Source organism: Dactylosporangium sp. CA-139066 (assembly GCF_050936175.1).
Taxonomy (GTDB): domain Bacteria; phylum Actinomycetota; class Actinomycetes; order Mycobacteriales; family Micromonosporaceae; genus Dactylosporangium.
The window spans coordinates 9,149,118-9,170,865 of record NZ_JBNJNH010000001.1 but is presented as its reverse complement, the minus strand read 5'-3'; the positions used below and the strand labels follow the sequence as shown (position 1 = coordinate 9,170,865).

Below are 21,748 nucleotides of genomic sequence, written 5' to 3'. Positions count from 1 at the left end.
CGTGGCCTCAGCCTGCGCGGCGGTCGAGGCGGCACGCAGCCCACGGCCGACGTCCGGACGGCATGCATCCCGCAGCCGGCGTCGGCGAGGCAGGCAGCCCGCAGCCGGAGCCGGCGCCGGGACGGCCGGCGACGTCCTTGCTGGCGCCGTGCTGTCGCGAACGGGGCGGCGGGGCGCGGAGGGCGAGGCGCATCGTCAGCCTCGCAGTCTCAGGCCGCGGGGCGTACTGCGGAACCCGGCGCCCGCCAGGGCGTCGCGCAGCGGGGAGTGCAGGATCGACTCGCCGTCGGCGCGTTCGACGGACAGGGCGCCCAGCGCGCCGCCGTGGACCGCGTCCGCCAGGGCCTTGGCGGCCAGGGCGAGGAACTCGGGGTCGTCCGCGTACGACAACAGGGTGCGGCCGCCGCGCTCGACGTAAAGGGTCAGGTCGCCGCCGACGGTGACGACCAGCGCGCCCGCCTTGCGACCGGCGCGGTGGCCGACCCGTTCGCCGTCGCCGGCGTCGATGACCCGCTCCGGCCAGGGCAGCGCCGCGCCATACGGGTTCGCCGGGTCGGTCGCGGCCAGCACGAGCGCGTCGCGGTGCTCGGTGCCGCCGCGCAGCCGGTCGACGGCGCCCGGCAGCGCGAACTGGGCGGCGCCGAGGCCCTCCACGAAGTAGCCGCGGCGGGCCGCGCCGCGCTCCTCCATGGCCGCCAGCACCGGATAGACGCCGGCGAACGCGCCCGGCAGGTCCTCGGCCATGACCGCGCCGCGGGTGACGACGCCGTGCCGGTCGAGCAGCAGCTCGGCGTTGGCGGTCGCGCGCCGGGTCGGGTCGAGGTCGCGGTCGGGCAGCAGATACCAGCGGCCGGCGGCCTGCGGCGGGCCGGTGCGGGCCACGGCGAGCGAGGCCCGCCCGAGCGAGCCGGAGCCGGGCCGCCGGTATCGCGAGCGCGGGGTCGACGGCCGGGACCGGTGCGCCCCGCCGCCGCTGAGCTTGGCCCGCAGCGGCGCGATCGTGTCGTTGGAGAGCCGGCCCGCCCACACGAGGTCCCACAGGGCGGCGATGAGCTCGTCCTCGGGCGCGTGGATGTGCTCGGCGATGCCGCGGAAGAACAGCGCCTGCCCGCCGGAGAGGGCGTCGATCACGGCGTCGTGCAGCGGGCCGCCCACCTCGGTCGGCGGCGGCAGGAGCAGCGGCGCGGCCTCGGCGAAGGCGAGGCTGATCCAGCCGTCGTGCTCGCCGATCGCCCCGGTGCCGGCCCACACCAGGTCGCCGGAGGCGGTGAGCTCGTCGAGATACGCCGCGCTGTAGTCGGCCACGCGGGCCGGCAGGATCAGCCGCTCGAGCGCCGATGCGGGCATGGCGATCCCCTGCAACTGCTCGATCGCGGACGCGACGGCCTCCACCCCGCGGGCCCGGCTGGCGCCGATGTGGTGCCACTGCGGCAGGAACCGCGCGAGCGCACGTGGCGGCACCGGCTCGATCTCGCGGCGCAGCGCGGCGAGCGAGCGGCGGCGCAGCAGGCGCAGGATCTCCGCGTCGCACCACTCGGTGCCGGCGCCGTCGGGGGAGAACTCGCCGGAGACCACGGAGGGCAGCCGGCGCAGCGCCTGCTCGAGCACGAAGACGCCGAGGCCGAACCGGGCCGCGGCCCCGGCGGCGGCGAACGGCGCGTGGGTGCGCGCGTAGCGGCTCACGAGGTCGCCGAGCGGGTCGGCGACCGGTTCGAGATAGGCGGTGGGGAGCCCGACGGGCAGCGCCACGCCGAGCGCGTCGCGGTATCGCCCGGCGTCCTCGACCGAGATCCACCGCGCCTCGCCGGCAATGCGGACCTCGATCGCGCGCCGCTGGGCGGCCAGCTCGGCCGCCCACGCCGGGTCGGCGCCCCGGGCCGTGAGCTCGGCGTCGCTGAGGTCGCCGAGCACCCGCAGCATCTCGGCCACGTCCTCGGCGTCGCGCGGGGTGCGCTGCGCCCCGAGCCACTGCAGCGTCTGCTCGGTCTCGGCGACCACCGCCGGGTCGAGCAGCTCCCGCAGCTCCACCCGGCCGAGCAGCTCCGCCAGCAGGGTCGGGTCGAGCGCGAGCGCGGCCGCCCGCCGCTCGGCCAGCGGCGCGTCGCCCTCGTAGAGGAACGCCCCGACGTAGCCGAACAGCAGCGACCGCGCGAACGGCGACGGCCGCTGGGTCTCCACCTCGACGAGCCGCAGCTTGCGCCCGGCGACGTCGCGCATGACGCCGACGAGCCCGGCGACGTCGAACACGTCCTGCAGGCACTCGCGCGCCGCCTCCAGCGTGATCGGGAAGTCGGCATACTCCCGGGCGACGTCCAGCAGCTGCGCGGATCGCTGCCGCTGCTGCCACAGCGGCTGCCGGCGCCGCGGGTCACGCCGCGGCAGCAGCAGCGCCCGCGAGGCGCACTCCCGGAACCGGGCCGCGAACATCGCCGACGTGCCGACCGTCTCCTCGACGATGCCGGCGATCTCATCCGGGTCGAACGCGACCAGGTCGGCGCCGGGCGGCTCGTCGGCGACGTCGGGCAGCCGGACCACGATGCCGTCGTCGCTGGGCATCACCTGCGCGTCGACGCCATAGCGCTCGTTGAGCCGCTGCGCGATCGCCAGCGCCCACGGCGCGTTGACCCGGGCCCCGAGCACGCAGTGCACGGTCATGCGCCAGTCGCCGAGCTCGTCGCGGAACCGCTCGACCAGCACCGTGCGGTCGTCGGGCAGGTGCCGCGTCGCCTCGCGCTGCTCCCGCAGGTAGGCCAGCAGATTGTCCGCCGCCCAGTCGTCCAGCCCGCCGGCCCGCAGGTGGGCCCGCGCCGCCTCGTCGCCGGACTTGACGAACCCGCGTAGCCGCGCGCCGATCGCCCGGCCCAGCTCGACCGGCCGCCCGGGCGAGTCGCCCTTCCAGAACGGCATCTTCGCCGCCGCACCGGGCGCGGGGGACACCAGCACCCGGTCGGGCGTGATGTCCTCGATGCGCCACGACGTCGAGCCGAGCAGGAACACGTCGCCGACCCGCGACTCGTACACCATCTCCTCGTCGAGCTCGCCGACCCGCGCCGCCTTCTCCGCGCCGGCCAGGAACACCCCGAACATGCCACGGTCGGGGATGGTGCCGCCGCTGGTCACCGCGAGCCGCTGCGCGCCGGGGCGGCCGGTCAGCACGCCGTCGGTGCGGTCCCACACCACCCGGGGCCGCAGCTCCGCGAACGCCGTGGACGGATAGCGCCCGGCGAGCATGTCGAGCACCGCGAACAGGGCCGACTCGGGCAGGTCGGCGAAGACCGCGGCCCGGCGCACCAGCGCCCCGAGCTCGTCGACCTGCCACGGCTCCATCGCGACCATGGCCACGATCTGCTGGGCGAGCACGTCGAGCGGGTTGCGCGGGTAGCGCAGCTCCTCGATGCCGCCCTCCACCATCCGCTCGGCGACGACCGCGCACGAGACGAGGTCGCCGCGGTGCTTCGGGAACACCACGCCCCGCGAGACGGCGCCGACCTGGTGCCCGGCCCGGCCGACCCGCTGCAGCCCGGCGGCGACGCTCGGCGGCGCCTCGATCTGCACCACCAGGTCGACGGCGCCCATGTCGATGCCCAGCTCGAGGCTGGACGTGGCGACCACGGCCGGCAGCTGCCCGGACTTGAGCGCCTCCTCGATGTGCTTGCGCTCCTCACGCGAGACGCTGCCGTGGTGGGCGCGGGCCACCACCGGCGGCGCGCCGTGCGCGGTGCCGGCCTGGGCCATCATCTCCGCCGGGGTGCGGGCGGCATCGGGCTTGGGCACCCCGGCCCGCGTCCCGGCCAGCTCGTTGATCCGGGCACACAGCCGCTCGGCGCCGCGCCGGGAGTTGGTGAACACGATCGTCGAGCGGTGCGCCTCGATCAGGTCGAGGACCCGCTCCTCGACCGCGGGCCAGATTGAGGCCTGCCGGGGCCCGTCCTCGTCGTCCTCGCCGGGCGTGGTCTCGCCGATCGCGGTCATGTCCTCGACCGGGACCTGGACCTCGACCTGGATCGTCTTGGCGCTGGGCGGCTGGACGATCTCGACCGGGGCGGCCCCGCCCAGGAACCGCGCGGTCTCGTCGATCGGCCGCACCGTCGCCGACAGCCCGATCCGCTGCGCGGGCCGCTCCAGCAGCGCGTCGAGCCGCTCGAGGGAGAGTGCGAGGTGGGCGCCGCGCTTGGTCGCGCACACCGCGTGCACCTCGTCGATGATGACCGTCTCCACGCCCCGCAGCGAATCCCGGGCCTGCGAGGTGAGCAGCAGATAGAGCGACTCGGGCGTGGTGATGAGGATGTCGGGCGGCGTGCGGCTGAAGGCGCGCCGCTCATCGGCCGGGGTGTCGCCCGTGCGCATGCCGACCCGGATGTCGGGCGGCTCCTGGCCCAGCCGGGCGGCGGCCTGCCTGATGCCGGCCAGCGGGGCGCGCAGGTTGCGCTCCACGTCGACGGCGAGGGCCTTGAGGGGGCTGACGTAGAGCACCCGGCACCGCCGGGCCGGGTCGGCCGGGGGGCGTGCCGCCAGCTGATCGAGGGACCACAGGAAGGCGGCCAGGGTCTTGCCGGAGCCGGTCGGAGCCACGACCAGCGCGTGCCGCCCGGCACTGATCGCCCGCCACGCTCCCGCCTGCGCCCTGGTCGGCGCCGCGAACGCCGCGCGGAACCACTCGCGCGTCGCCGCCCCGAATCCGTCCAGCTCTGTCATGCCCCCAATCCTGCACCGGGGGTACGACAATTCCTGGAGGCGGCGACGATTTGCCCGAATTGGGAGGATTGGCTACTGTGTCTCAATCCCCACGCGAGACTTGCCTGGCCGGGCAGCGATGGGGTCCCCCGCCGCGCCCCGGCGGGGGACCCCGATGCGTACCCCGATCAGGACAGGCTGGCGGTGGCCAGCTTCACGCTGAAGCCCAGGAACGCGGCCCCGACGAGCCTGGTCAGCCCGGTCGCCAGCCGCCGGCGCGCGCGGAACTGCGCCGCCAGGTACTGCCCGCCGAAGATCAGCGCGGTGAGGTACAGCGCGCTCAGCACCTCGGCGATCGCGCCGAGCACCAGGAAGGCGATCTGCGGGTGCGGCGAGGCCGGGTCGACGAACTGGATGAAGAACGAGACGAAGAACAGGATCGCCTTCGGGTTGAGCAGGCTGATCACCAGCGCCCGGCGGAACGGCCGGTCGGCCCGCGGCTCGGGCGCCGGCGCGTCCGGCTCGGCCTGCCGGCGGCGCCGCAGCGTGCCGATGACCAGCCGGACGCCGAGAAACGCCAGGTACACCGCGCCGAGGTACTTCACGATCGCGAACAGCCACGGATAGGCGTGCAGCAGCGAGGCCACGCCGCCCGCCGACAGCGTCATCAGCACGGCGTCGCCGAGCCACACGCCGGCGGCGCCCCGATAGCCCGCGCGCACGCCCTGCCGGGCCGCGACCGACAGCACGTACAGCGAGTTGGGCCCCGGCAGCAGCACGATCGCCGCCGTGCCGAGCACGTACGTCAGGGGATTGGTGACACCGAGCACGAAACGCCTCCCGCGTTCAGCGCCGCGGCCAGCCGCTCCCGCGCGGTGGGCCATTCGTCGGCGATCATGGAGTACAGCACGGTATCGCGCTGACTGCCGTCCGGGCGACGCTTATGTGCCCGCATGATGCCCTCGCGCTGGGCGCCGAGCCGCGCGATCGCGTTCTGTGACCGCTGGTTGCGGATATCGGTGTGCCACTCCACCCGCAGCGCACCGAGCGTTTCGAAGGCGTGGCGCAGCATCAAGAGCTTCGACTCGGTGTTGACGCCGGTACGCCACCACGCCCGCCCCACCATCGTGTGCCCGATCGCGACCGCGCGGTTGACCGGGTCGATCGCGTAGAACGAGGTCGAGCCGATGATCCGCCCGCTGTCCGGCTCGCGCTGCACGAACGGCACGCGGTCCGGGTCGGCCAGCGCGGCGGCCACGATCTTCGCCATGTCCGGCACGGAACCCGGCCGCGGGCTGCCCAGATGCGCCCAGACCTCGGCGTCGTCGAGCGCCTCGAACAGCCCGGGCGCGTGCGGGTGATCGAGCGGCTCGAGCACGACGTGCCGCCCGCGCAGCGTGGTCGGGCTGTGCCAAGGTCCGAGCTCCGGACGCAGATACCCCGGCAGCGGTACATCCTGTGCCGGGGCGGGCACGGGAAGCCCGCGGGTGAGCTTCAGCGGTACAACTCCGGCCCAATGCGGAAGGTGTGCGTCCTCGGCGTCGTCGATCGCGCCGCCGGTCCGGACCTTCACCGAGACCTCCGTCAGCGGCAGCGCCAGCAGCGCGGTCTGCGCGGACTCGCGGCGGTCCGGCGGCCGGCTGTCGGCGGCGCGCCCGGCCGCGACCTTGTCGACCAGCGCGTCGAACGCCTTGGCCCGCTCCGCCTCGTCGGTGACGAGCCGCGCGGTGCCGTGCACCACGACCGAGCGGTAGTTGGCGCTGTGGTTGAACTGCGCGCGGGCCAGCACGAGCCCGTCGATGAGCGTGACCACGACGCACACCGGCAGGCCGGCGTCGCGCGCCGCGAGCAGCGGGCGGCTGCCGGTGGAGCCGTGCAGGTACAGCGTGTCGCCCACCCGCGCGTGCAGCGTCGGCAGCACGCGGGGCTCGCCGCCGGCCAGGTAGCCGAAGTGGCACACGTACGCCTCGTCGATGACGGCGTGCGCGAGCGCGACGTCGTAGGAGGCCCGCTCGGGCTTGCGCCGCGGCGTGTTCCGCGCGGTCTGCTCATAGGTCTCCACGGCCTGCTCCTTTGTACTAGTACAATCTCGCGTTTGCGGCAGTACAATATCAGCCCGGCCGTGAGCAGCGACAACCAAAAATGTCGGACCCTCCCGCTACTGTCCCCACCGTCGGGGCACCGCGCGCAAAATACGGGGGCGCGCGGTGCCGCACCCAGGGAGGAAGATCAACGTGAAGATCGTCAAGAGCGCCGCCACCGTCCTCGCGGCCGTGGCCTCGCTCGTGCTCATATCGGCGTGCAGCGACAGCGACAAGACGGGCACCGCCGGCGGCGGCGCGACGACCGGGGCGACCGGCACGGCCGCGCCCGCGCCGGCCAAGAGCCTCGCCCCCGCCGATCAGCTCGCGGCGGCCGCCTCGAAGACCGGCGGCGGCACCTACACCTTCACCATGACCTCGGCCAACGCGACCGCTGACGGCGCCGCCGACCCCACCGGCCCGACCAGCACCGGCCGCCTGGTCGTGACCCTCGACAAGGCCAAGGTCACCTTCGAGACCCTGTTCATCGGCGGCACCTACCTGGTGAAGATCAGCGGCCTGCCGGTGCCCGGCCTGGACGGCCGCAAGTGGCTGCGCCTCGACCGCTCGAAGCTCAACGACAACAGCCTGCTCGACGCGTCCAGCGTCAAGGACCCGACCGGCCTGTCCGCCTTCCCCGGCACCGTCAGCCAGGCGAGCACCACGGACGGCCGCCAGTTCAAGGGCATGCTGGACCTCACGAAGCAGTCGTTCACCATCGTCGACAACGACGCCGTCAAGGGCCTGGGCGACCTCGCGAAGGCCGTCCCGTTCGAGGCCACGGTCGACGAGAAGGGCTATCTGACCTCGGTGAAGGTGAGCGTTCCGGCGTACGCGCAGACGAAGGCCGACCAGGTCAGGGTCACGTACAGCGGCTTCGGCACGCCGCTGCAGGCGCAGCCTCCGGCCGCGTCCGAGGTAATCGACGCACCCGAGGCGGCCTATCGACTGTTGAACGGGGTGTAGGCGGCACCGGCACGGGGGCCCGGGCCGCGCGCCGGCCGGCCCCTGAGGGCCGCGCCGCACGCTCATCAAGGAGGAAGAGCATGCGCCCCGACGGCCAGTTCCTTGCGGCCTCGCCCTGTCCGAACTCGCCGGCAGCAGCCGCCGAGGAGCCCGCCTGGGCCGCCCCGCGCCCGCCGTCCGCCACCACGCCGGCCGCCGCTGCGTTCGCCGCCGCGCCCGCTCCGTGTCCGCCGTCGGCCGCCGCCCTGTCGCCCGCCGCCGCGTCCGTAGCCGCGTTCGCTCCGCACCCGGCGTCGGCCGCCGCGTTCGCTCCGCACCCGGCGTCGGCCGCCGCGTTCGCTCCGCACCCGGCGTCGGCCGCCGCGTTCGCTCCGCACCCGCCGTCGGCCGCCGCGTTCGCTCCGCACCCGCCGGCTGCGCCGTCCGTCGCTGCGTTCGTCGGCGCTGTGTCGGCTGCGTGTCCGCCGGTCCGCGCCGGAGCCGTGGCTGCTCGGTCTGAGCTGTCCGCGGTCGGTGCTGCCGTCACAGTGCCCGCTTTGGGCCCGTCGGCTGCCGCGGCGCCGTCGGTCGTCGCGTCCGGGGCCGTGTCCGCTTCGTGCTCGCCGTCCGTCGCCGCGCCGTCCGTTGCCGCGTTCGTCGGCGCCGTGTCTGCTGCATGTGCGCCGGTCCGCGCCGCAGCCGCCGTGGCTGCTCGGTCTGAGCCGTCCGCGGTCGGTGCTGCCGTCACGGTGCCCGCTTTGGGCCCGTCGGCTGCCGCGGCGCCGTCGGTCGTCGCGTCCGGGGCCGTGTCCGCTTCGTGCTCGCCGTCCGTCGCCCCGCCGTCCGTCGCCGCCGTGTCCGCTGCGTGTCCGCCGGTCCGCGCCGCGGCCGCCATGGCCGCTCGGTCTTTGCCGTGCGCGCTGGTCGGGGCTGTCGTCACCGCGCCCGCTCTGCGCCCGCTGGCTGCCGCCGCGCCCGCTCTGCGCCCGCTGGCTGCCGCCGCGCCCGCTCTGCGCCCGCCGGCTGCCGCCGCGCCCGCTCTGCGCCCGCCGGCTGCCGCCGCGCCCGCTCTGCGCCCGCCGGCTGCCGCCGCGCGGTCCGAAGCCGTGTCCGGTTCGTGCGCGCCGCGAATGTCGGTTGGGGGCGCCGTCGCTGTGTCCGGTGTGCGGCCGTTGGTCGGGCGCGCTGGCGAGTCCGGCCTGTCCGGTCCTCGTCCGCTGGTCAGCGACAGCCGGACTGGGGCCGTCCGGCGACCGGCTGTTGGCGCTTCCGAGGCGCGGCTTTCGGGGTCGGGTGCCTCCGGGGAGATTTGGCGGGCAGCGAGTTGTGCTGCTGGAGTGCTGGTAAGGGCACGAACGCGCGGGGTGGGCGTTGTCTCGCGGAGTAGGCGCGGGGTTGCCGCCGTGGTGGCGGTTCTTGCGGCCCTCGTGCTCGCCGGGTGTGGGGGCGCAGGCCGTGACGGGCAGGCGACCTCGGCGGCGGCGTCCGGGGATGCGGGGGACAAGGCCGCGAAGGACGTGCTGGTCGCGGCGGTCAAGGCGCTGGCCGGGTCGAGCTACTCGTACACGATGAAGATCGACGAAGGGACCGTCACCGGGGTGGTGGATGCAAGCGGGAAGCGGCAGGCGCGGCTTGACTCGGTGGCGTCGGGCGTGCGGTTCTCGCTTGAAGGGATTGTGCTCGGCGGGGAGGAGCGGTACTTCCGCACGAGTATCCCGGCCTCGGGGGTCAGCGCGAAGAAGTGGTACCGGTTCGATCGGACCAAGGTGACGAAGACGGGGATCGTCGGGCTGTTCGAGACGACCGATCCCACGAGCAGTCAGGACTTCGTGGGGCGGGTGGGGAACGTCCGGAAGGAGAGTGACGGGCGGATCACCGGGGCCTACGACCTTACGCGCGGCGGGGATCTCGGGGTGGCCGATCGGCAGGTGCTGGCGGCGCTCGGGGAGGCAGCGAAGAAGGCGCCGTTCGTCGTGGTGCTCGACGGGCAGGGGCGGCTGGTGTCGGTGCGGATCACGGTGCCGGCGTACGGGAAGGTGGCGGCTCGGGAGCTGGCCGTCGACTACGTCCAGCAGGGGAAGGCGGTGAAGGTGAGCGTCCCGAAGGCCGGTGAGATCGTGCCGGCCACGGCCGCTGTGTACAACCTGTTGAACAACTGAAACCTGGCTTTCGCGAGCGTCGCGCGGTCACGGAGGCGGGTACGCTCCTGGGCCGTGCGAAGGGTTGCGCTCCTCGTGGTCGTGGGCGTCGTTGCGGGGCTTTCCGGGTGTACCGCGGAGAAGAGCCCGGAACCGCAGACGCCCCGAAGCGGCGTGGTGGCCTCGCCGACGGGGCTGGCCGCGGACGTGCAGGCGTTCGTGGGCGGGAGCTACCGGTTCAAAGTGGTGGCGAACGAGGGGACGTACGTCGGCGGGATCGATCCTGTCGGGGACGTGCTCGATGCGTCCGTGAGCGTGAAGTCGGGGGAGCAGTCGATCAAGATCGACACCGTGCAGGTGCACGGGGTGGCGTACACCCGGCTCGGTACCGCGCAGCCGGTGCCGGGGCTGTCGGGGGATGCCTGGTACCGGGTCGATCCCAGCCGCGTCAGCCGGGCGGGGGCGCTCGGGCTGAGCGCGATCAAGGACCCGACCGGGGTGCGGGCGCTCATCGCGGCCACGCATGACGTACGGCAGGACGGGCGGACGTTCCGGGGGACCGTCGACATGACGCGGGTGGCCGCCTGGGGGCCGGTCAACGTCGGGCAGGTGCTGCAGCTCGGCGATGCCGCGCGGGCAATTCCGTTCGAGGCGGCGGTGGACGAGCGCGAGCGGATCACCAGCGTGAAGGTGAGCATCCCGGGGAACACGGTGCAGGCGACGTACTCCGACTTCGGCGCGGCCGTGAGCGTCCAGGAACCGGCGAACGCGGCGCCGCTTCCGGACTATCTGTACGGGATGCTGGGCCTCTGAAGCCACCCGGCTTCTGGTGACACGACACAGCTAGGCGAGACCGCGTCTCGCCGCGCACACTGGCGCGCATGGAGCAGCACCTGTACGAGGCCGAGCACCATGCGTTCCGGGACCTGTGCCGTGAGTTTCTCGCCCGCGAGGCGGTCCCGCACAACGACGAGTGGGAGCGGGCCGGGATCGTCGATCGGGAGATCTGGCGCAAGGCCGGGGCGGCGGGGCTGCTCGGCACGGACGTCGACGAGGAGTACGGCGGCGGGGGCCAGAAGGATTTCCGCTTCAACGCCGTGGTGGTCGAGGAGATCGTCGCGGCGGGGGCGTCGGGGCTCGGGTTCGGGCTGCACAACGACGTCGTGGCGCCGTATCTGACCGACCTGACGACCGAGGAGCAGCGCAAGCGGTGGCTGCCCGGGTTCTGCTCCGGTGACATCGTGACCGCCATCGCGATGAGCGAGCCGGGGGCCGGCAGCGACCTGGCCGGCATCCGCACGAACGCGGTGCGCGACGGCGACGGCTGGGTGCTCAACGGGCAGAAGACGTTCATCACCAACGGCGAGATGGCCGACCTGGTGGTCGTGGTGGCCAAGACCGACGCGTCGAAGGGGGCGCACGGGATCAGCCTGTTCGCGGTGGAGACCGGCACGCCCGGGTTCACGCGCGGGCGGCGGCTGGAGAAGGTCGGGCTCAAGGCCAACGACACCGCCGAGCTGTTCTTCGACGACTGCCGGATCCCGGCCGACAACCTCATCGGCCAGGAGAACGCCGGCTTCTACCACCTCATGGCCAACCTGCCGCGGGAGCGGCTCGGCATCGCCGTTGCGGCGGTGGCGGCGGCGGAGCACATCCTGGGGTTGACGCTGGAGTACGTCCGCACGCGCGAGGCGTTCGGGCGGCCGATCGGCAAGTTCCAGCACAACCGGTTCCTGCTCGCCGAGCTCGACACCGAGGTCACGATCGCCCGCACGTTCCTCAACCACTGCATCGTCGAGCAGAACGCGGGGCGGCTCAGCGTCGCCGACGCGGCCAAGGCGAAGTGGTGGACGACGGAGCTGCAGAACAAGGTGGCGGACCGCTGCGTGCAGCTGCACGGCGGCTACGGCTTCATGATGGAGTACCCGGTCGCCAAGGCGTGGCTCAACAGTCGCGTGCAGACGATCTATGGCGGTACCACGGAAATCATGAAGGAGATCATCGGCCGGAGTCTCGGGCTGTGACCTCCGCGAGGGCGCCCAGGATGAGCGCGGTGGAGGTGGCGCCCGGGTCCGGGTGCCCCACGCTGCGCTCGCCGAGGTAGGACGCGCGGCCCTTGCGCGCCTGCATCGGCACGGTCGCGCGGACGCCCTCGGCCGCCGCGTCGGCCGCGGCCCGGGCGGCGGCCGCCTCGCCCTCGCCGGCCGCGGACGCGTAGGCGGCCACCGCCGGGGCGAGGGCGTCGACGAGCGTCTTGTCGCCCGCCACGGCCTTCCCCAGCTGTTGTACCCCGTCCAGCGCCGCCTGCAGGCCCTCGGCGAACGAGCCGCCCTGCCGCAGGGTCTTGCCCAGCGCGCGGAACACCGTGCCGTACAGCGGGCCGGAGGCGCCGCCGACCTTCGACAGCAGCGTCGTGCCCGTCTTGCCGAGCACGTCGCCGGCGCCGCCGGCCTCGAACGAGTCGAGCGCGGCGACGGCGGCGTCGAAGCCGCGGCGCAGGTTGACGCCGTGGTCGCCGTCGCCGATCGCGGCGTCGAGGTCGGTGAGCCGTTGCGCCTCCGCGCGCACCACCTCGGCGATGGCGGCGATCCACGCCCGGGCCAGCGCCTCGTCCATGCTCACGCCCCCCAGCGCAGCGCCGGCGTGCGCACGGGCGCGTCCCACAGGCGCAGCAGCTCGTCGTCGGCGCGGCACACGGTGAGGGAGAGGCCGGCCATGTCGAGGCTGGTCACGTAGTTGCCGACCAGGGAGCGGGCGATCTGCGCCCCGGCGTCGTGCAGGAGGCGGGAGATCTCGCCGAACATGAGGTACAACTCCATCTGCGGCGTGCCGCCCAGCCCGTTGACCAGGACGATCAGCGGCTCGGGGCCGATCGGTTTGGCAGAGCGCACGGCGTCGACGACGAGGGCGGCGACCTCGCGGGCCGGGCGCGTCTTCTGCCGGCTGCGGCCGGGTTCGCCGTGGATGCCGACGCCGACCTCCATCTCGTCGTCGGCCAGGTCGAAGCCGGGGCGGCCGGCCGCGGGCGTCGTGCCGGCGGTGAGCGCGACGGCGAAGGACGCGGAGCGCTCGTTGACCAGGCGCCCGACGGCGGCGACGGCGTCGAGGTCCGCGCCCTCCTCGGCGAGCGCGCCGGCGATCTTCTCGACCAGCAGCGTCGCGCCCGTGCCGCGGCGCCCGGCGGTCCACGTGGAGTCCTCGACCGCGACGTCGTCGTCGACGAGCACGGTCTGCACCCGCAGCCCCTCCTCGTCGGCGAGCTCGGCGGCCATCTGGAAGTTCATGACGTCGCCGGTGTAGTTCTTGACCACGTGCACCACCCCGGCGCCGGCGTCGGCGGCCTTCGTGGCGGCGAGGATCTGGTCGGGGACGGGCGAGGTGAACACCTCGCCGGGGCAGGCGGCGTCGAGCATCCCGAGCCCGACGAACCCGGCGTGCAGCGGCTCGTGGCCCGATCCGCCGCCGGAGACGAGCCCGACCTTGCCCGGGCGCGGCGCGTCCGCACGCGCGACGAACTGCTCATCGAGGTCGACCCGCAGCTCGGGGTGGGCGGCGGCGAGCCCGGCGAGCGCCTCCCGGACCACGTCGGCCGGGTCGTTGATGAACTTTTTCATGCCCATAGCATGCCTGGTATGGCGCAACTGGTGGGGATCGTGTTGGTGTCGCACAGCGAGAGGCTGGCGCATGGCCTGCGGGACATGCTCGTTCAGGTGGCGGGCGAGGAAGTTCCGATCGAGGCGGCCGGCGGGACCGACGACGGTGGCCTGGGCACCAGCTACGACCGCATCCTCGTGGCCATCGACCGGGCCGACCGCGGCGCCGGGGTGCTCGTGCTGACGGACCTGGGCAGCGCGGTGCTCACCGCGCGTACCGTGCTCGAGGACCGGGTCGCCAACGACGCCGTGCTCGTCGACGCGCCGTTCGTCGAGGGCGCGGTCGCCGCCGCGGTGCTGGCCGGCACGGGCGCCGGCCTCGAGGAGGTCACGCAGGCGGCGGTGGAGGCCCGCGATGTCCGCAAGCTCTGAGCGCTCCGTCGTGCTGCCCGAGGATCTGCACGCCAGGCCGGCGGGGGCGCTGGTGCGGGTGGCGGCGCGCTTTCGCAGTACCGTCGAAGTGATCTTCAATGAGAAGCGGGCGAACGCGCGCAGCGTCCTGGCGATCATGGGGTTGAACGCGACCGCCGGCTCCACCGTCCTCGTCCGCGCGGACGGGGACGACGCCGACGAGGCGGCCGCGGCGGTGGTATTGGCCCTCTCCGCCGTCGCGTAATGACTGGTGCGGTCTGCGGTCCGTACGCGACGATGGCCGCGTGATCGTTGCCGAGGCACCACCCGTCGATGTCACCGGCCTGCAGCGGCGCACGCTCGGCCTGCTCGTGGGCACCCAGATCGTCGGCGGGCTCGGCGTGGCCAGCGGCGTCTCCGTCGGCGCGCTGCTCGCCGCCTCCCTGGCCGGGCCGTGGGCGGCCGGGCTCGCCGGCAGCTGCTCGGTCGTCGGCGCGGCGCTGATCGCGATCCCGGCGACCCGCCTGATGCGCGCCGGTGGGCGGCGGCCGGGCCTGGTGTTCGCGTACTGCCTCGGGGCGCTCGGCGCGCTGCTGGTCGTGGCGGCGGTGCGGGCCTCGTCGGTACCCCTGCTGTTCCTCGGCACGCTGCTGTTCGGCGGCGCGAGCGCGGCGAACCTGCAGTCGCGCTACTCCGCGGTCGACCTCGCCGCGCCCGACCGGCGGGCCCGCCATCTGTCGATCGTCGTGTGGGCCACGACGGTCGGCGCGGTCGCCGGGCCCAACCTGGCGCCGCTGACCGACCGGCTGCTGGCGCGGTGGGGCGTGCCGGAGTACGGCGGGCCGTACCTGTTCAGCGTCCTCGCGTTCGCCCTGGCCGCGGTCGTGCTGTTCGTCGTGCTGCGCCCCGATCCGCTGCTCACCGCGCGCTCCCTCGCCGGCGACGCGCCCGCGCCGGCCGCGCGCGTCTGGCGGCAGGCGGCGCGGACGATCCGCGACAGTGCGGGGGCGCGCACGGGGGTCACCGCCGTCGCCGTCGGGCACGTGGTGATGGTCGGTGTGATGTCGATGACGCCGGTGCACCTCGGGGCGTACGTGCACGACCATGCCGACCTGCTGCGCATCGTCGGGCTGGTGATCAGCATCCACATCACCGGGATGTACGCCCTGTCGCCCCTCGTCGGCTGGCTGGCCGACCGCGCCGGGCGCCGCCCCGTCATCCTCGGCGGCGCCGCGGTGCTGGGGCTCGCGTGTGTTCTGAGTGGTACCGCGGGGGAGCGCACGTGGCAGCTGTCGCTCGGGATGGGCCTGCTGGGACTGGGGTGGAGCGCCACGATGGTGTCGGGCTCCACGCTGCTTTCCGAGTCGGTACCCCTGGAGGAGCGCGCCGGCGTCCAAGGCCTCTCGGACGTCATCATGGGGGTCGCGGGCGCTTCGGCGGGCGCGCTGTCCGGGGTGGTGGTGGACCTGTTCGGCTACCCGGTGCTGACGGTGCTCGCCGGGGTGACGGTGGTACCGCTGGTCGCCCGCGTACTCCGTTAGGTTTGATCCCGTGCGTTTGACGGATTTCTGGCAGCGGCTGGAGCAGGTCTTCGGAGTTGGCTACGCGCGGAGCATCGCGCACGATCAGGTGTTGTCGCAGCTCGGCGGCCGGACGATCGACGAGGCCCTCGCCGGCGGGTTCGACACCGCCGACGTGTGGCGGGCTGTAGTCGCCGCATACCCGGAGCGTGTTCCAGCCCGTCTGCGCTGAGGTTTTTCGGCGTGTCGGCCTGCCGATCGTACAGATGTACGGGTACTCTTCTCGCTCGTTGGGCGTCTCGCAGGCAGTTTTTGTCATACCCGGCGCTTAACGTGTCAGCGTGACCAAGCGAACGCCGACGAAGACCGCGAACCCAGGGGTGACGGACATGGCAGTGCAACCGGATCGGGAGAAGGCGCTGGGGCTCGCCCTCTCACAGATCGACAAGCAGTTCGGCAAGGGCTCCGTGATGCGGCTCGGCGAGCGCGTCCAGCAGCCACAGGCGATCATCCCGACCGGCTCCATCGCCCTCGACGTGGCGCTGGGCATCGGGGGCCTGCCGCGCGGCCGGGTGATCGAGGTCTTCGGCCCGGAGTCCAGCGGTAAGACGACCGTCGCCCTGCACGCGATCGCCAACGCGCAGGCGCAGGGTGGCATCGCGGCGTTCATCGACGCCGAGCACGCGCTCGACCCCGACTACGCCAAGGCGCTGGGCGTCGACACCGACGCGCTGCTGGTCTCCCAGCCCGACACCGGTGAGCAGGCCCTCGAGATCGTCGACATGCTGGTGCGCTCCGGCGCCCTCGACATCATCGTCATCGACTCCGTCGCCGCCCTCGTGCCGCGCGCCGAGATCGAGGGCGAGATGGGCGACAGCCACGTCGGCCTCCAGGCCCGCCTCATGAGCCAGGCCCTGCGCAAGATCACCGGTGCCCTCAACAACTCCGGCACCACGGCGATCTTCATCAACCAGCTGCGCGAGAAGATCGGCGTCATGTTCGGCAGCCCGGAGACCACGACCGGTGGCCGCGCGCTGAAGTTCTACGCCTCCGTGCGCCTCGACGTCCGCCGCATCGAGAGCCTCAAGGACGGCACCGACGTCGTGGGCAACCGCACCCGCGTGAAGGTCGTCAAGAACAAGGTCGCGTCGCCGTTCAAGCAGGCCGAGTTCGACATCATGTATGGCAAGGGCATCTCTCGCGAGGGCTCTCTCATCGACGTCGGCGTCGAGCAGACGATCATCCGCAAGTCCGGCGCCTGGTACACCTACGACGGCGACCAGCTCGGCCAGGGCAAGGAGAACTCGCGCAAGTTCCTGCGTGAGAACCCGGACGTCGCCGCCGAGATCGAGAAGAAGATCAAGGAGAAGCTCGGCGTCGGCGTGGGCTCCGCCAGCGACGCGGCCGGCGGGCCCGAGGTCGCCCCGGTCGACTTCTGACGGCTTCGCGGCCCTCGTCTGCGCTTGGCGGTTCGTGTGCGCTTGGTGGCGCGTGCGGTCCAGCGCTCGGATGCCCACCGCGTCCGCGCCTGGCACTGCGCGCGTCCCGCGCCCGCCCTGCTCCGCGCCTGGTCGGTCCGCGCTGCGTGACGAGCGCCTGAGCCCGATGGCTGGGTTTGCGTACCGGGCTTCGGTGCGGGGTCGCGTGCTGGGTGACGGCCTGGCTCGCGAACCGGGCGTTCGTGGCGGGCCGTCGGCGGTGTCGGCTTTGCGTCGGTCGCCGCGGCGGCGGTTTGCAGCGTCGGTTGCGAGCCGGGCGTTCGCGGTTCGTATCTGCGGGTGGCGTCGTCCTCCCGCCTGTGACCACCCGGTGCCGGCCCAGTGGGCCAAGCCGCTTCGGCCGGCACCGGGTCATAGGCTCGACTCGCAACGCTGTCGGGCCGTGTTGTCGGAGGTTTGCTGATGTCCGGCGGGGATGACGCCGCCGCTGCCGAGTTCGGTGGGTTCGAGCCCGGCGAGAACCCGTGGCTGACCGCGGATGCGGCGCCATCGGGGGAGCCACCGCAGTCCGGTCAGTCGCGGCGGGTCCGAGGTGCGGCCGTACCGCCGGTGACGCCGTGGGACGACCCGGGCGGCGACAATCCCTGGACCGCTTCGAGTTCGGTCCCGCCGCCTTCGTTGCGCGCGAAGCGCCAGGTGCGGCCGCCTGAGCCCGACAATCCCTGGTCCGCCGCGGATGGCACCTCGCCGTCGCGAGCTTCTTCGCCGGTGGGTGAGTCTGACCCCGGCAATCCCTGGTCCGCCGCGGATGACGCCTCGCCGTCGCGAGCTTCTTCGCCGGTGGGTGAGTCTGACCCCGGCAATCCCTGGTCCGCCGCGGATGGCACCTCGGCGCCGCGAGCTTCCTCCTTGCCGGTCGGCGAGTCTGGCCCTGGCAATCCCTGGTCCGCTACGGATGGCACTCCGTCGCCGCGAGCTTCGTCGTCGGCCGGCTGGCCTTCGTCCTTGCCGGCCGACGAGCCTGGCCCCAGCAAGCCCCGGTCTGCCGGCGGTGCTCCGTCCGCGCGGGGCGGTTCGCGGCGGGACACGTCCGTCGTGCCCTCCGGCGCCGACAATTCGGATTTGTCCGAAACGGACGATGAAAAGCCGAAGCGTGGGCGGCGCGGGGGGCGGGGGCGGCGCGAGCGGGGGGAAGCCGCGGCGGCTCCCGCGGCGCCGAAGGACCCGCGGGAGATGGCGCGGGAGATCTGCCTGCGGCAGTTGGCCGTGCGGCCGCGTACGCGGGCGGAGCTCGCCGCCACGATGCACAAGCGTGGGGTCGAGGAGGAGATCGCGGCGGAGATCCTCGACCGGTACGACGAGGTCGGCATCATCGACGACGCCGCGTTCGCCCGGGCGTGGGTCGCCAGCCGGCATCACGGGCGCGGGCTGGCCAGGCGGGCGCTGGCGGGGGAGCTGCGGCGCAAGGGAGTCTCGCCGGACGAGGTGGGCGAGGCCCTCGAGGAGCTGGCGCCGGACGTCGAGGAGGCCACGGCGCGGGCCTTGGTGGCTCGCCGGCTGCGGGTCGAGACGCGGGGGACGCCCGAGGCGGTGTTCCGGCGGCTGGTCGGCATGCTGGGGCGCAAGGGGTACCCGCCGGGGCTCGCCATCCGGCTCGTCAAGGAGGCCATGGCCGAGCGCGAGGACGCCGCCGAGTTCGCCGACGGCATCGACCCGGACGCGCTGGCCGACGCCGCGCTCGATCCCGACAACCAGTAGCCCGCCGCTCCGTCGGCGGTCGCCCCGCCGCCCCGCCGCTCGGTCGGTCCGTTGCTCGGCGCGCTCCATCATGCGGGCGGCTCCGCCGACCCGCCGCTCTGGCGCTCAGTGGCTCTATTTCGCAGGTCGCTCGGCCGCTCGGCCGCTCGGCGATCCTCCGTTGCTGCTCCATTGGCAATGCCGGCATGGCGGTCGGCCGCCGGGCGCCAGCGAGGTTGTCGCGACGACGCCCTGGCAGATCGTGTATGACGGCGCTGCATGTCGATACGCCAGGTGGCGACGTCACGTTGAGTGTGGTCGCCGGGACCCGGCGAAATGGTTTTCGGACGACAACTGTCGATGGGGGCGTTGGTGGCGGCCACTGTCTGTGGTGGAATGATTGCGCAAGCTCGTCGAGTGAGTCTGCGCTGTGTAGATGGCGCGATCACGGATTGTTGAATGTTTCATCAAGATCGCGACCGACATGCCGGAAAGATCCGCCCAAAAGTTGCTGGTGTGATGTTTTGGCAGGCGACGGTACTTGACGGACTTACGTCCCGTATGGTGCCCGATCATGAGTCCTTGACCGAAGCGGCCTTCACGACCTAGCCTCGGCGTTACCAGATGGAGACCGCCCAACCACCGCGGGTTTACCGCACAACATAGATCGCGTCACAGATCAGCAACACTTACGAGCGTTCATAACGGAATTGAAGCGCCATGTCTTGCGGGAGGCCTGGCGCTAGCGGCGACCTAGCAGCGGGGCTTTCTAAGTCCCGATATCGACGTACCTTGATGCGCAGTGGTCGGGCGTCTCCTCCACATCACCCGCCGCTGCAAGATGCGCGGCGCCGAGCGGAGCGAGGTGACGTCGTGACGGATCGCGCCCATGTCATCCTCTGCGACCCCGTGAGTCCCGATGGCCAGGCGGCCGCGGAGACGGCCGCGGGGCGGGCCCGCAGCGGCGAACGAATCCCGGCCGAGTCCGACGGGGACGAGGGCGGCGAAGCGCGGCGAAACGGTGTGAGTCCGGATGGCCAGGCGGCCGCGGGGCGGGCCCGCGACGGCGGGCGGATCCCGGCCGATTCCGACGGGGACGAGGGCGGCGAAGACCGGCGAAACGGTCATACCGGCCGCGGAACGCCGAGACGCCCGAGGCGCCGGGCGGACGTTGGGCGGATCGGCGGGGCGACCATCGGGCCTGTGCGACTCATCCGGACGGCGGACCCAAGTAGGGTTGCATCCGGGGGCGGGACCGCCCGGGCTGACAGGGCGGTGGGCGTGGACAGAAGGTCGGGTGCCGACCGGGCGGGCGAGTACCGCGCGGTGACCGGTGAGGTGGCGGCGTGACCGGGTTTCAGATCGCGCTGACCGTGGCGATGACCGTTCTCGGCGTCGTCGTGGTCGTGGTGCTGATCGCGGCGCTCAAGGTGATCCGGCGGCTCGGAGTGAGCACGCCGGGCGTGGCGCCCGCGGGGGACGACCCCGCCTTCCTCGCCGAGAAGGATCGGCAGGAGCACTCGCTGGCCTCCCTGCGTACGGCGGCGGAAGACGCCACGGCGGCAGTGGACGAGGCGCGGGCGGCGGCCGCGGCGGCGCGGACCGAGGCGGCGGCGGCCAAGGCCGAGGCCAGCGCGGCGCGGTCGGAGGCGCGGCGGATTCTTGACGCGGCGCGGGCCGAGGCCGACTCGCTGCTCGAACGGGCGCACCGGCAGGCCGAGGTCGACGCCGAGCAGGCGCGCGCGGCCGCGCGGCGGGCGGGGGAGCGCGAGGTCAACCAGCTCACCGCGGTCGCGAAGGAGCAGTCGCAGGACGCCGAACGGCGCCAGCGGCGGCTCGACGAGCGGGAGCGGCTGCTGGCCGAGGAGGCCGAGCGGCTGGCGGAGCGGGACCGGCGCATCAGCAGTACCGAAACCGATTTGTTGGAACGCGAAGCGTCCTTCTCCCGTCGTGAGAGCGAGCTCGCGGAGGGCGAGGAGCGGCACCGCGAGGAACTGGAGCGCATCGCGGGGCTGACGGCCGACGCGGCGCGGGTCGAGGTCGTCGAGACGATCGAGGCGCAGGCCAAGCGCGAGGCGGCGCTGCTGGTGCGCGATATCGAGAACGACGCGCGCAACACCGCCGAGCAGCGGGCCCGGCACATCGTCGTCGACGCCATCCAGCGGGTCGCCAGCGAGCAGACCGCGGAGAGCGTGGTCAGCGTCCTGCACCTGCCCAGCGACGAGATGAAGGGGCGCATCATCGGGCGCGAGGGGCGCAACATCCGCGCGTTCGAGTCGACGACCGGGGTGAACCTGATCATCGACGACACGCCGGAGGCCGTGCTGCTGTCGTGCTTCGATCCGGTACGCCGCGAGATCGGCCGCCTCACGCTGGAGAAGCTGGTGCTCGACGGGCGGATCCATCCGCATCGCATCGAGGAGGTCTTCGAGCAGGCCAAGCACGAGGTGGAGCGGCTGTGCCACCGGGCCGCCGAGGACGCGCTGGTCGAGGTCGGGATCACCGACCTGCACCCGGAGCTCATGACGCTGCTGGGGCGGCTGCGCTACCGCACCTCGTACGGGCAGAACGTCCTCAAGCACCTCGTCGAGACCGCCCACATCGCCGGCATCATGGCCTCCGAGCTGCGGCTGGACCCGGCGCTCATCAAGCGGTGCGCGTTCCTGCACGACATCGGCAAGGCGCTCACCCACGAGGTCGAGGGCAGTCACGCGCTGATCGGCGCGGACGTGGCGCGGAAGTACGGCGAGCACGACGAGGTCGTCCACGCGATCGAGGCGCACCACAACGAGGTGCTGCCGCAGACGATCGAGGCCGTCCTCACGCAGGCGTCGGATGCGTGCTCCGGCGGGCGGCCGGGGGCGCGGCGGGAGAGCCTGGAGGCGTACGTCAAGCGGCTCGAGCGCATCGAGGAGATCGCCGGCGGCAAGTCGGGCGTGGAGAAGGTCTTCGCGATGCAGGCCGGGCGCGAGATCCGGGTCATGGTGCGGCCCGACGACGTCGACGACATCGGGGCGGCGGTGCTGGCCCGCGACGTGGCGAAGCAGATCGAGGAGGAGCTGACCTACCCGGGTCAGATCCGCGTCACGGTCGTGCGGGAGTCGCGCGTCACCGAGATCGCCCGCTAGCCGCAAACACTCACCAACCGGCGGGATTCGCGCGGACGCCGCATATACGAAATGTCGGATAAATCCGGACGCGCCAGCGTCC

16 protein-coding genes are annotated in these 21,748 nt (G+C 73.2%); 11 read left to right on the top strand and 5 right to left on the bottom strand.

Features of this window, described 5'->3' with window-relative positions:
- Nucleotides 1–195: 195 nt before the first annotated feature.
- From ACQEVU_RS41955 to ACQEVU_RS41945, 3 genes are all read right to left on the bottom strand, one after another.
- Nucleotides 196–4,695 carry an ATP-dependent helicase gene (locus tag ACQEVU_RS41955; RefSeq protein WP_433333854.1) on the bottom strand — a complete coding sequence of 1,500 codons (4,500 nt, stop codon included), beginning with the start codon at nucleotides 4,693–4,695 and terminating at the stop codon, nucleotides 196–198.
- Nucleotides 4,696–4,862: 167 nt separating this feature from the next.
- Nucleotides 4,863–5,504 (bottom strand): leucine efflux protein LeuE, encoded by a 642-nt coding sequence (gene leuE, locus ACQEVU_RS41950; protein ID WP_433333853.1) that lies wholly within the window; start codon nucleotides 5,502–5,504, stop codon nucleotides 4,863–4,865.
- Nucleotides 5,480–6,736, bottom strand: a complete 1,257-nt coding sequence (locus ACQEVU_RS41945) for a bifunctional pyridoxamine 5'-phosphate oxidase family protein/GNAT family N-acetyltransferase (protein ID WP_433333852.1) — start codon at nucleotides 6,734–6,736, stop codon at nucleotides 5,480–5,482. The genes leuE and ACQEVU_RS41945 overlap by 25 nt, the downstream gene beginning before the upstream one ends.
- A gap of 172 nt (nucleotides 6,737–6,908) precedes the next feature.
- Here ACQEVU_RS41945 and ACQEVU_RS41940 point away from each other — a divergent pair, with 172 nt between their 5' ends.
- From ACQEVU_RS41940 to ACQEVU_RS41925, 4 genes are all read left to right on the top strand, one after another.
- A complete protein-coding gene (locus tag ACQEVU_RS41940) occupies nucleotides 6,909–7,721 on the top strand; it encodes a hypothetical protein (protein ID WP_433333850.1) in 813 nt (270 codons plus the stop codon).
- A 1,343-nt stretch (nucleotides 7,722–9,064) separates the two neighbouring features.
- Complete coding sequence (locus tag ACQEVU_RS41935) at nucleotides 9,065–9,859, top strand: hypothetical protein (protein ID WP_433333848.1); 795 nt, start codon at nucleotides 9,065–9,067, stop codon at nucleotides 9,857–9,859.
- 54 nt (nucleotides 9,860–9,913) lie between these two features.
- On the top strand, nucleotides 9,914–10,651 hold the full coding sequence (locus ACQEVU_RS41930) for a hypothetical protein (RefSeq protein ID WP_433333846.1): 738 nt from the start codon (nucleotides 9,914–9,916) through the stop codon (nucleotides 10,649–10,651).
- A 68-nt stretch (nucleotides 10,652–10,719) separates the two neighbouring features.
- Nucleotides 10,720–11,862 carry an acyl-CoA dehydrogenase family protein gene (locus ACQEVU_RS41925; protein WP_433333844.1) on the top strand — a complete coding sequence of 381 codons (1,143 nt, stop codon included), beginning with the start codon at nucleotides 10,720–10,722 and terminating at the stop codon, nucleotides 11,860–11,862.
- Here ACQEVU_RS41925 and dhaL read toward each other — a convergent pair.
- Both dhaL and dhaK read right to left on the bottom strand, forming a co-directional pair.
- On the bottom strand, nucleotides 11,837–12,454 hold the full coding sequence (dhaL, locus tag ACQEVU_RS41920) for a dihydroxyacetone kinase subunit DhaL (RefSeq protein ID WP_433335296.1): 618 nt from the start codon (nucleotides 12,452–12,454) through the stop codon (nucleotides 11,837–11,839). The genes ACQEVU_RS41925 and dhaL overlap by 26 nt on opposite strands.
- A 2-nt stretch (nucleotides 12,455–12,456) precedes the next feature.
- Entirely contained in the window at nucleotides 12,457–13,452 is a 996-nt protein-coding gene (dhaK, locus tag ACQEVU_RS41915) for a dihydroxyacetone kinase subunit DhaK (protein WP_433333842.1), read from the bottom strand.
- Between the two features lie 18 nt (nucleotides 13,453–13,470).
- Between dhaK and dhaM the strand changes: the two genes are divergently transcribed.
- The 7 genes from dhaM (at nucleotide 13,471) to rny (ending at nucleotide 21,666) form a co-directional block, all read left to right on the top strand.
- Nucleotides 13,471–13,863 (top strand): dihydroxyacetone kinase phosphoryl donor subunit DhaM, encoded by a 393-nt coding sequence (gene dhaM, locus ACQEVU_RS41910; RefSeq protein WP_433333840.1) that lies wholly within the window; start codon nucleotides 13,471–13,473, stop codon nucleotides 13,861–13,863.
- 10 nt (nucleotides 13,864–13,873) lie between these two features.
- Nucleotides 13,874–14,107, top strand: a complete 234-nt coding sequence (locus ACQEVU_RS41905) for an HPr family phosphocarrier protein (protein ID WP_433333838.1) — start codon at nucleotides 13,874–13,876, stop codon at nucleotides 14,105–14,107.
- A 40-nt stretch (nucleotides 14,108–14,147) separates the two neighbouring features.
- Nucleotides 14,148–15,383, top strand: coding sequence for an MFS transporter (locus ACQEVU_RS41900; protein WP_433333836.1), 1,236 nt, complete (start codon nucleotides 14,148–14,150; stop codon nucleotides 15,381–15,383).
- A 10-nt stretch (nucleotides 15,384–15,393) separates the two neighbouring features.
- A complete protein-coding gene (locus ACQEVU_RS41895; protein ID WP_433333834.1) occupies nucleotides 15,394–15,594 on the top strand; it encodes a DUF3046 domain-containing protein in 201 nt (66 codons plus the stop codon).
- Nucleotides 15,595–15,751: 157 nt separating this feature from the next.
- The gene (gene recA / locus ACQEVU_RS41890) at nucleotides 15,752–16,801 is read left to right on the top strand and encodes a recombinase RecA (protein ID WP_433333832.1); all 1,050 of its coding nucleotides are present in this window, start codon (nucleotides 15,752–15,754) and stop codon (nucleotides 16,799–16,801) included.
- 1,095 nt (nucleotides 16,802–17,896) lie between these two features.
- On the top strand, nucleotides 17,897–18,559 hold the full coding sequence (locus ACQEVU_RS41885) for a regulatory protein RecX (RefSeq protein ID WP_433333830.1): 663 nt from the start codon (nucleotides 17,897–17,899) through the stop codon (nucleotides 18,557–18,559).
- Nucleotides 18,560–19,917: 1,358 nt separating this feature from the next.
- The gene (gene rny / locus ACQEVU_RS41880; RefSeq protein WP_433335294.1) at nucleotides 19,918–21,666 is read left to right on the top strand and encodes a ribonuclease Y; all 1,749 of its coding nucleotides are present in this window, start codon (nucleotides 19,918–19,920) and stop codon (nucleotides 21,664–21,666) included.
- Nucleotides 21,667–21,748: the final 82 nt, after the last annotated feature.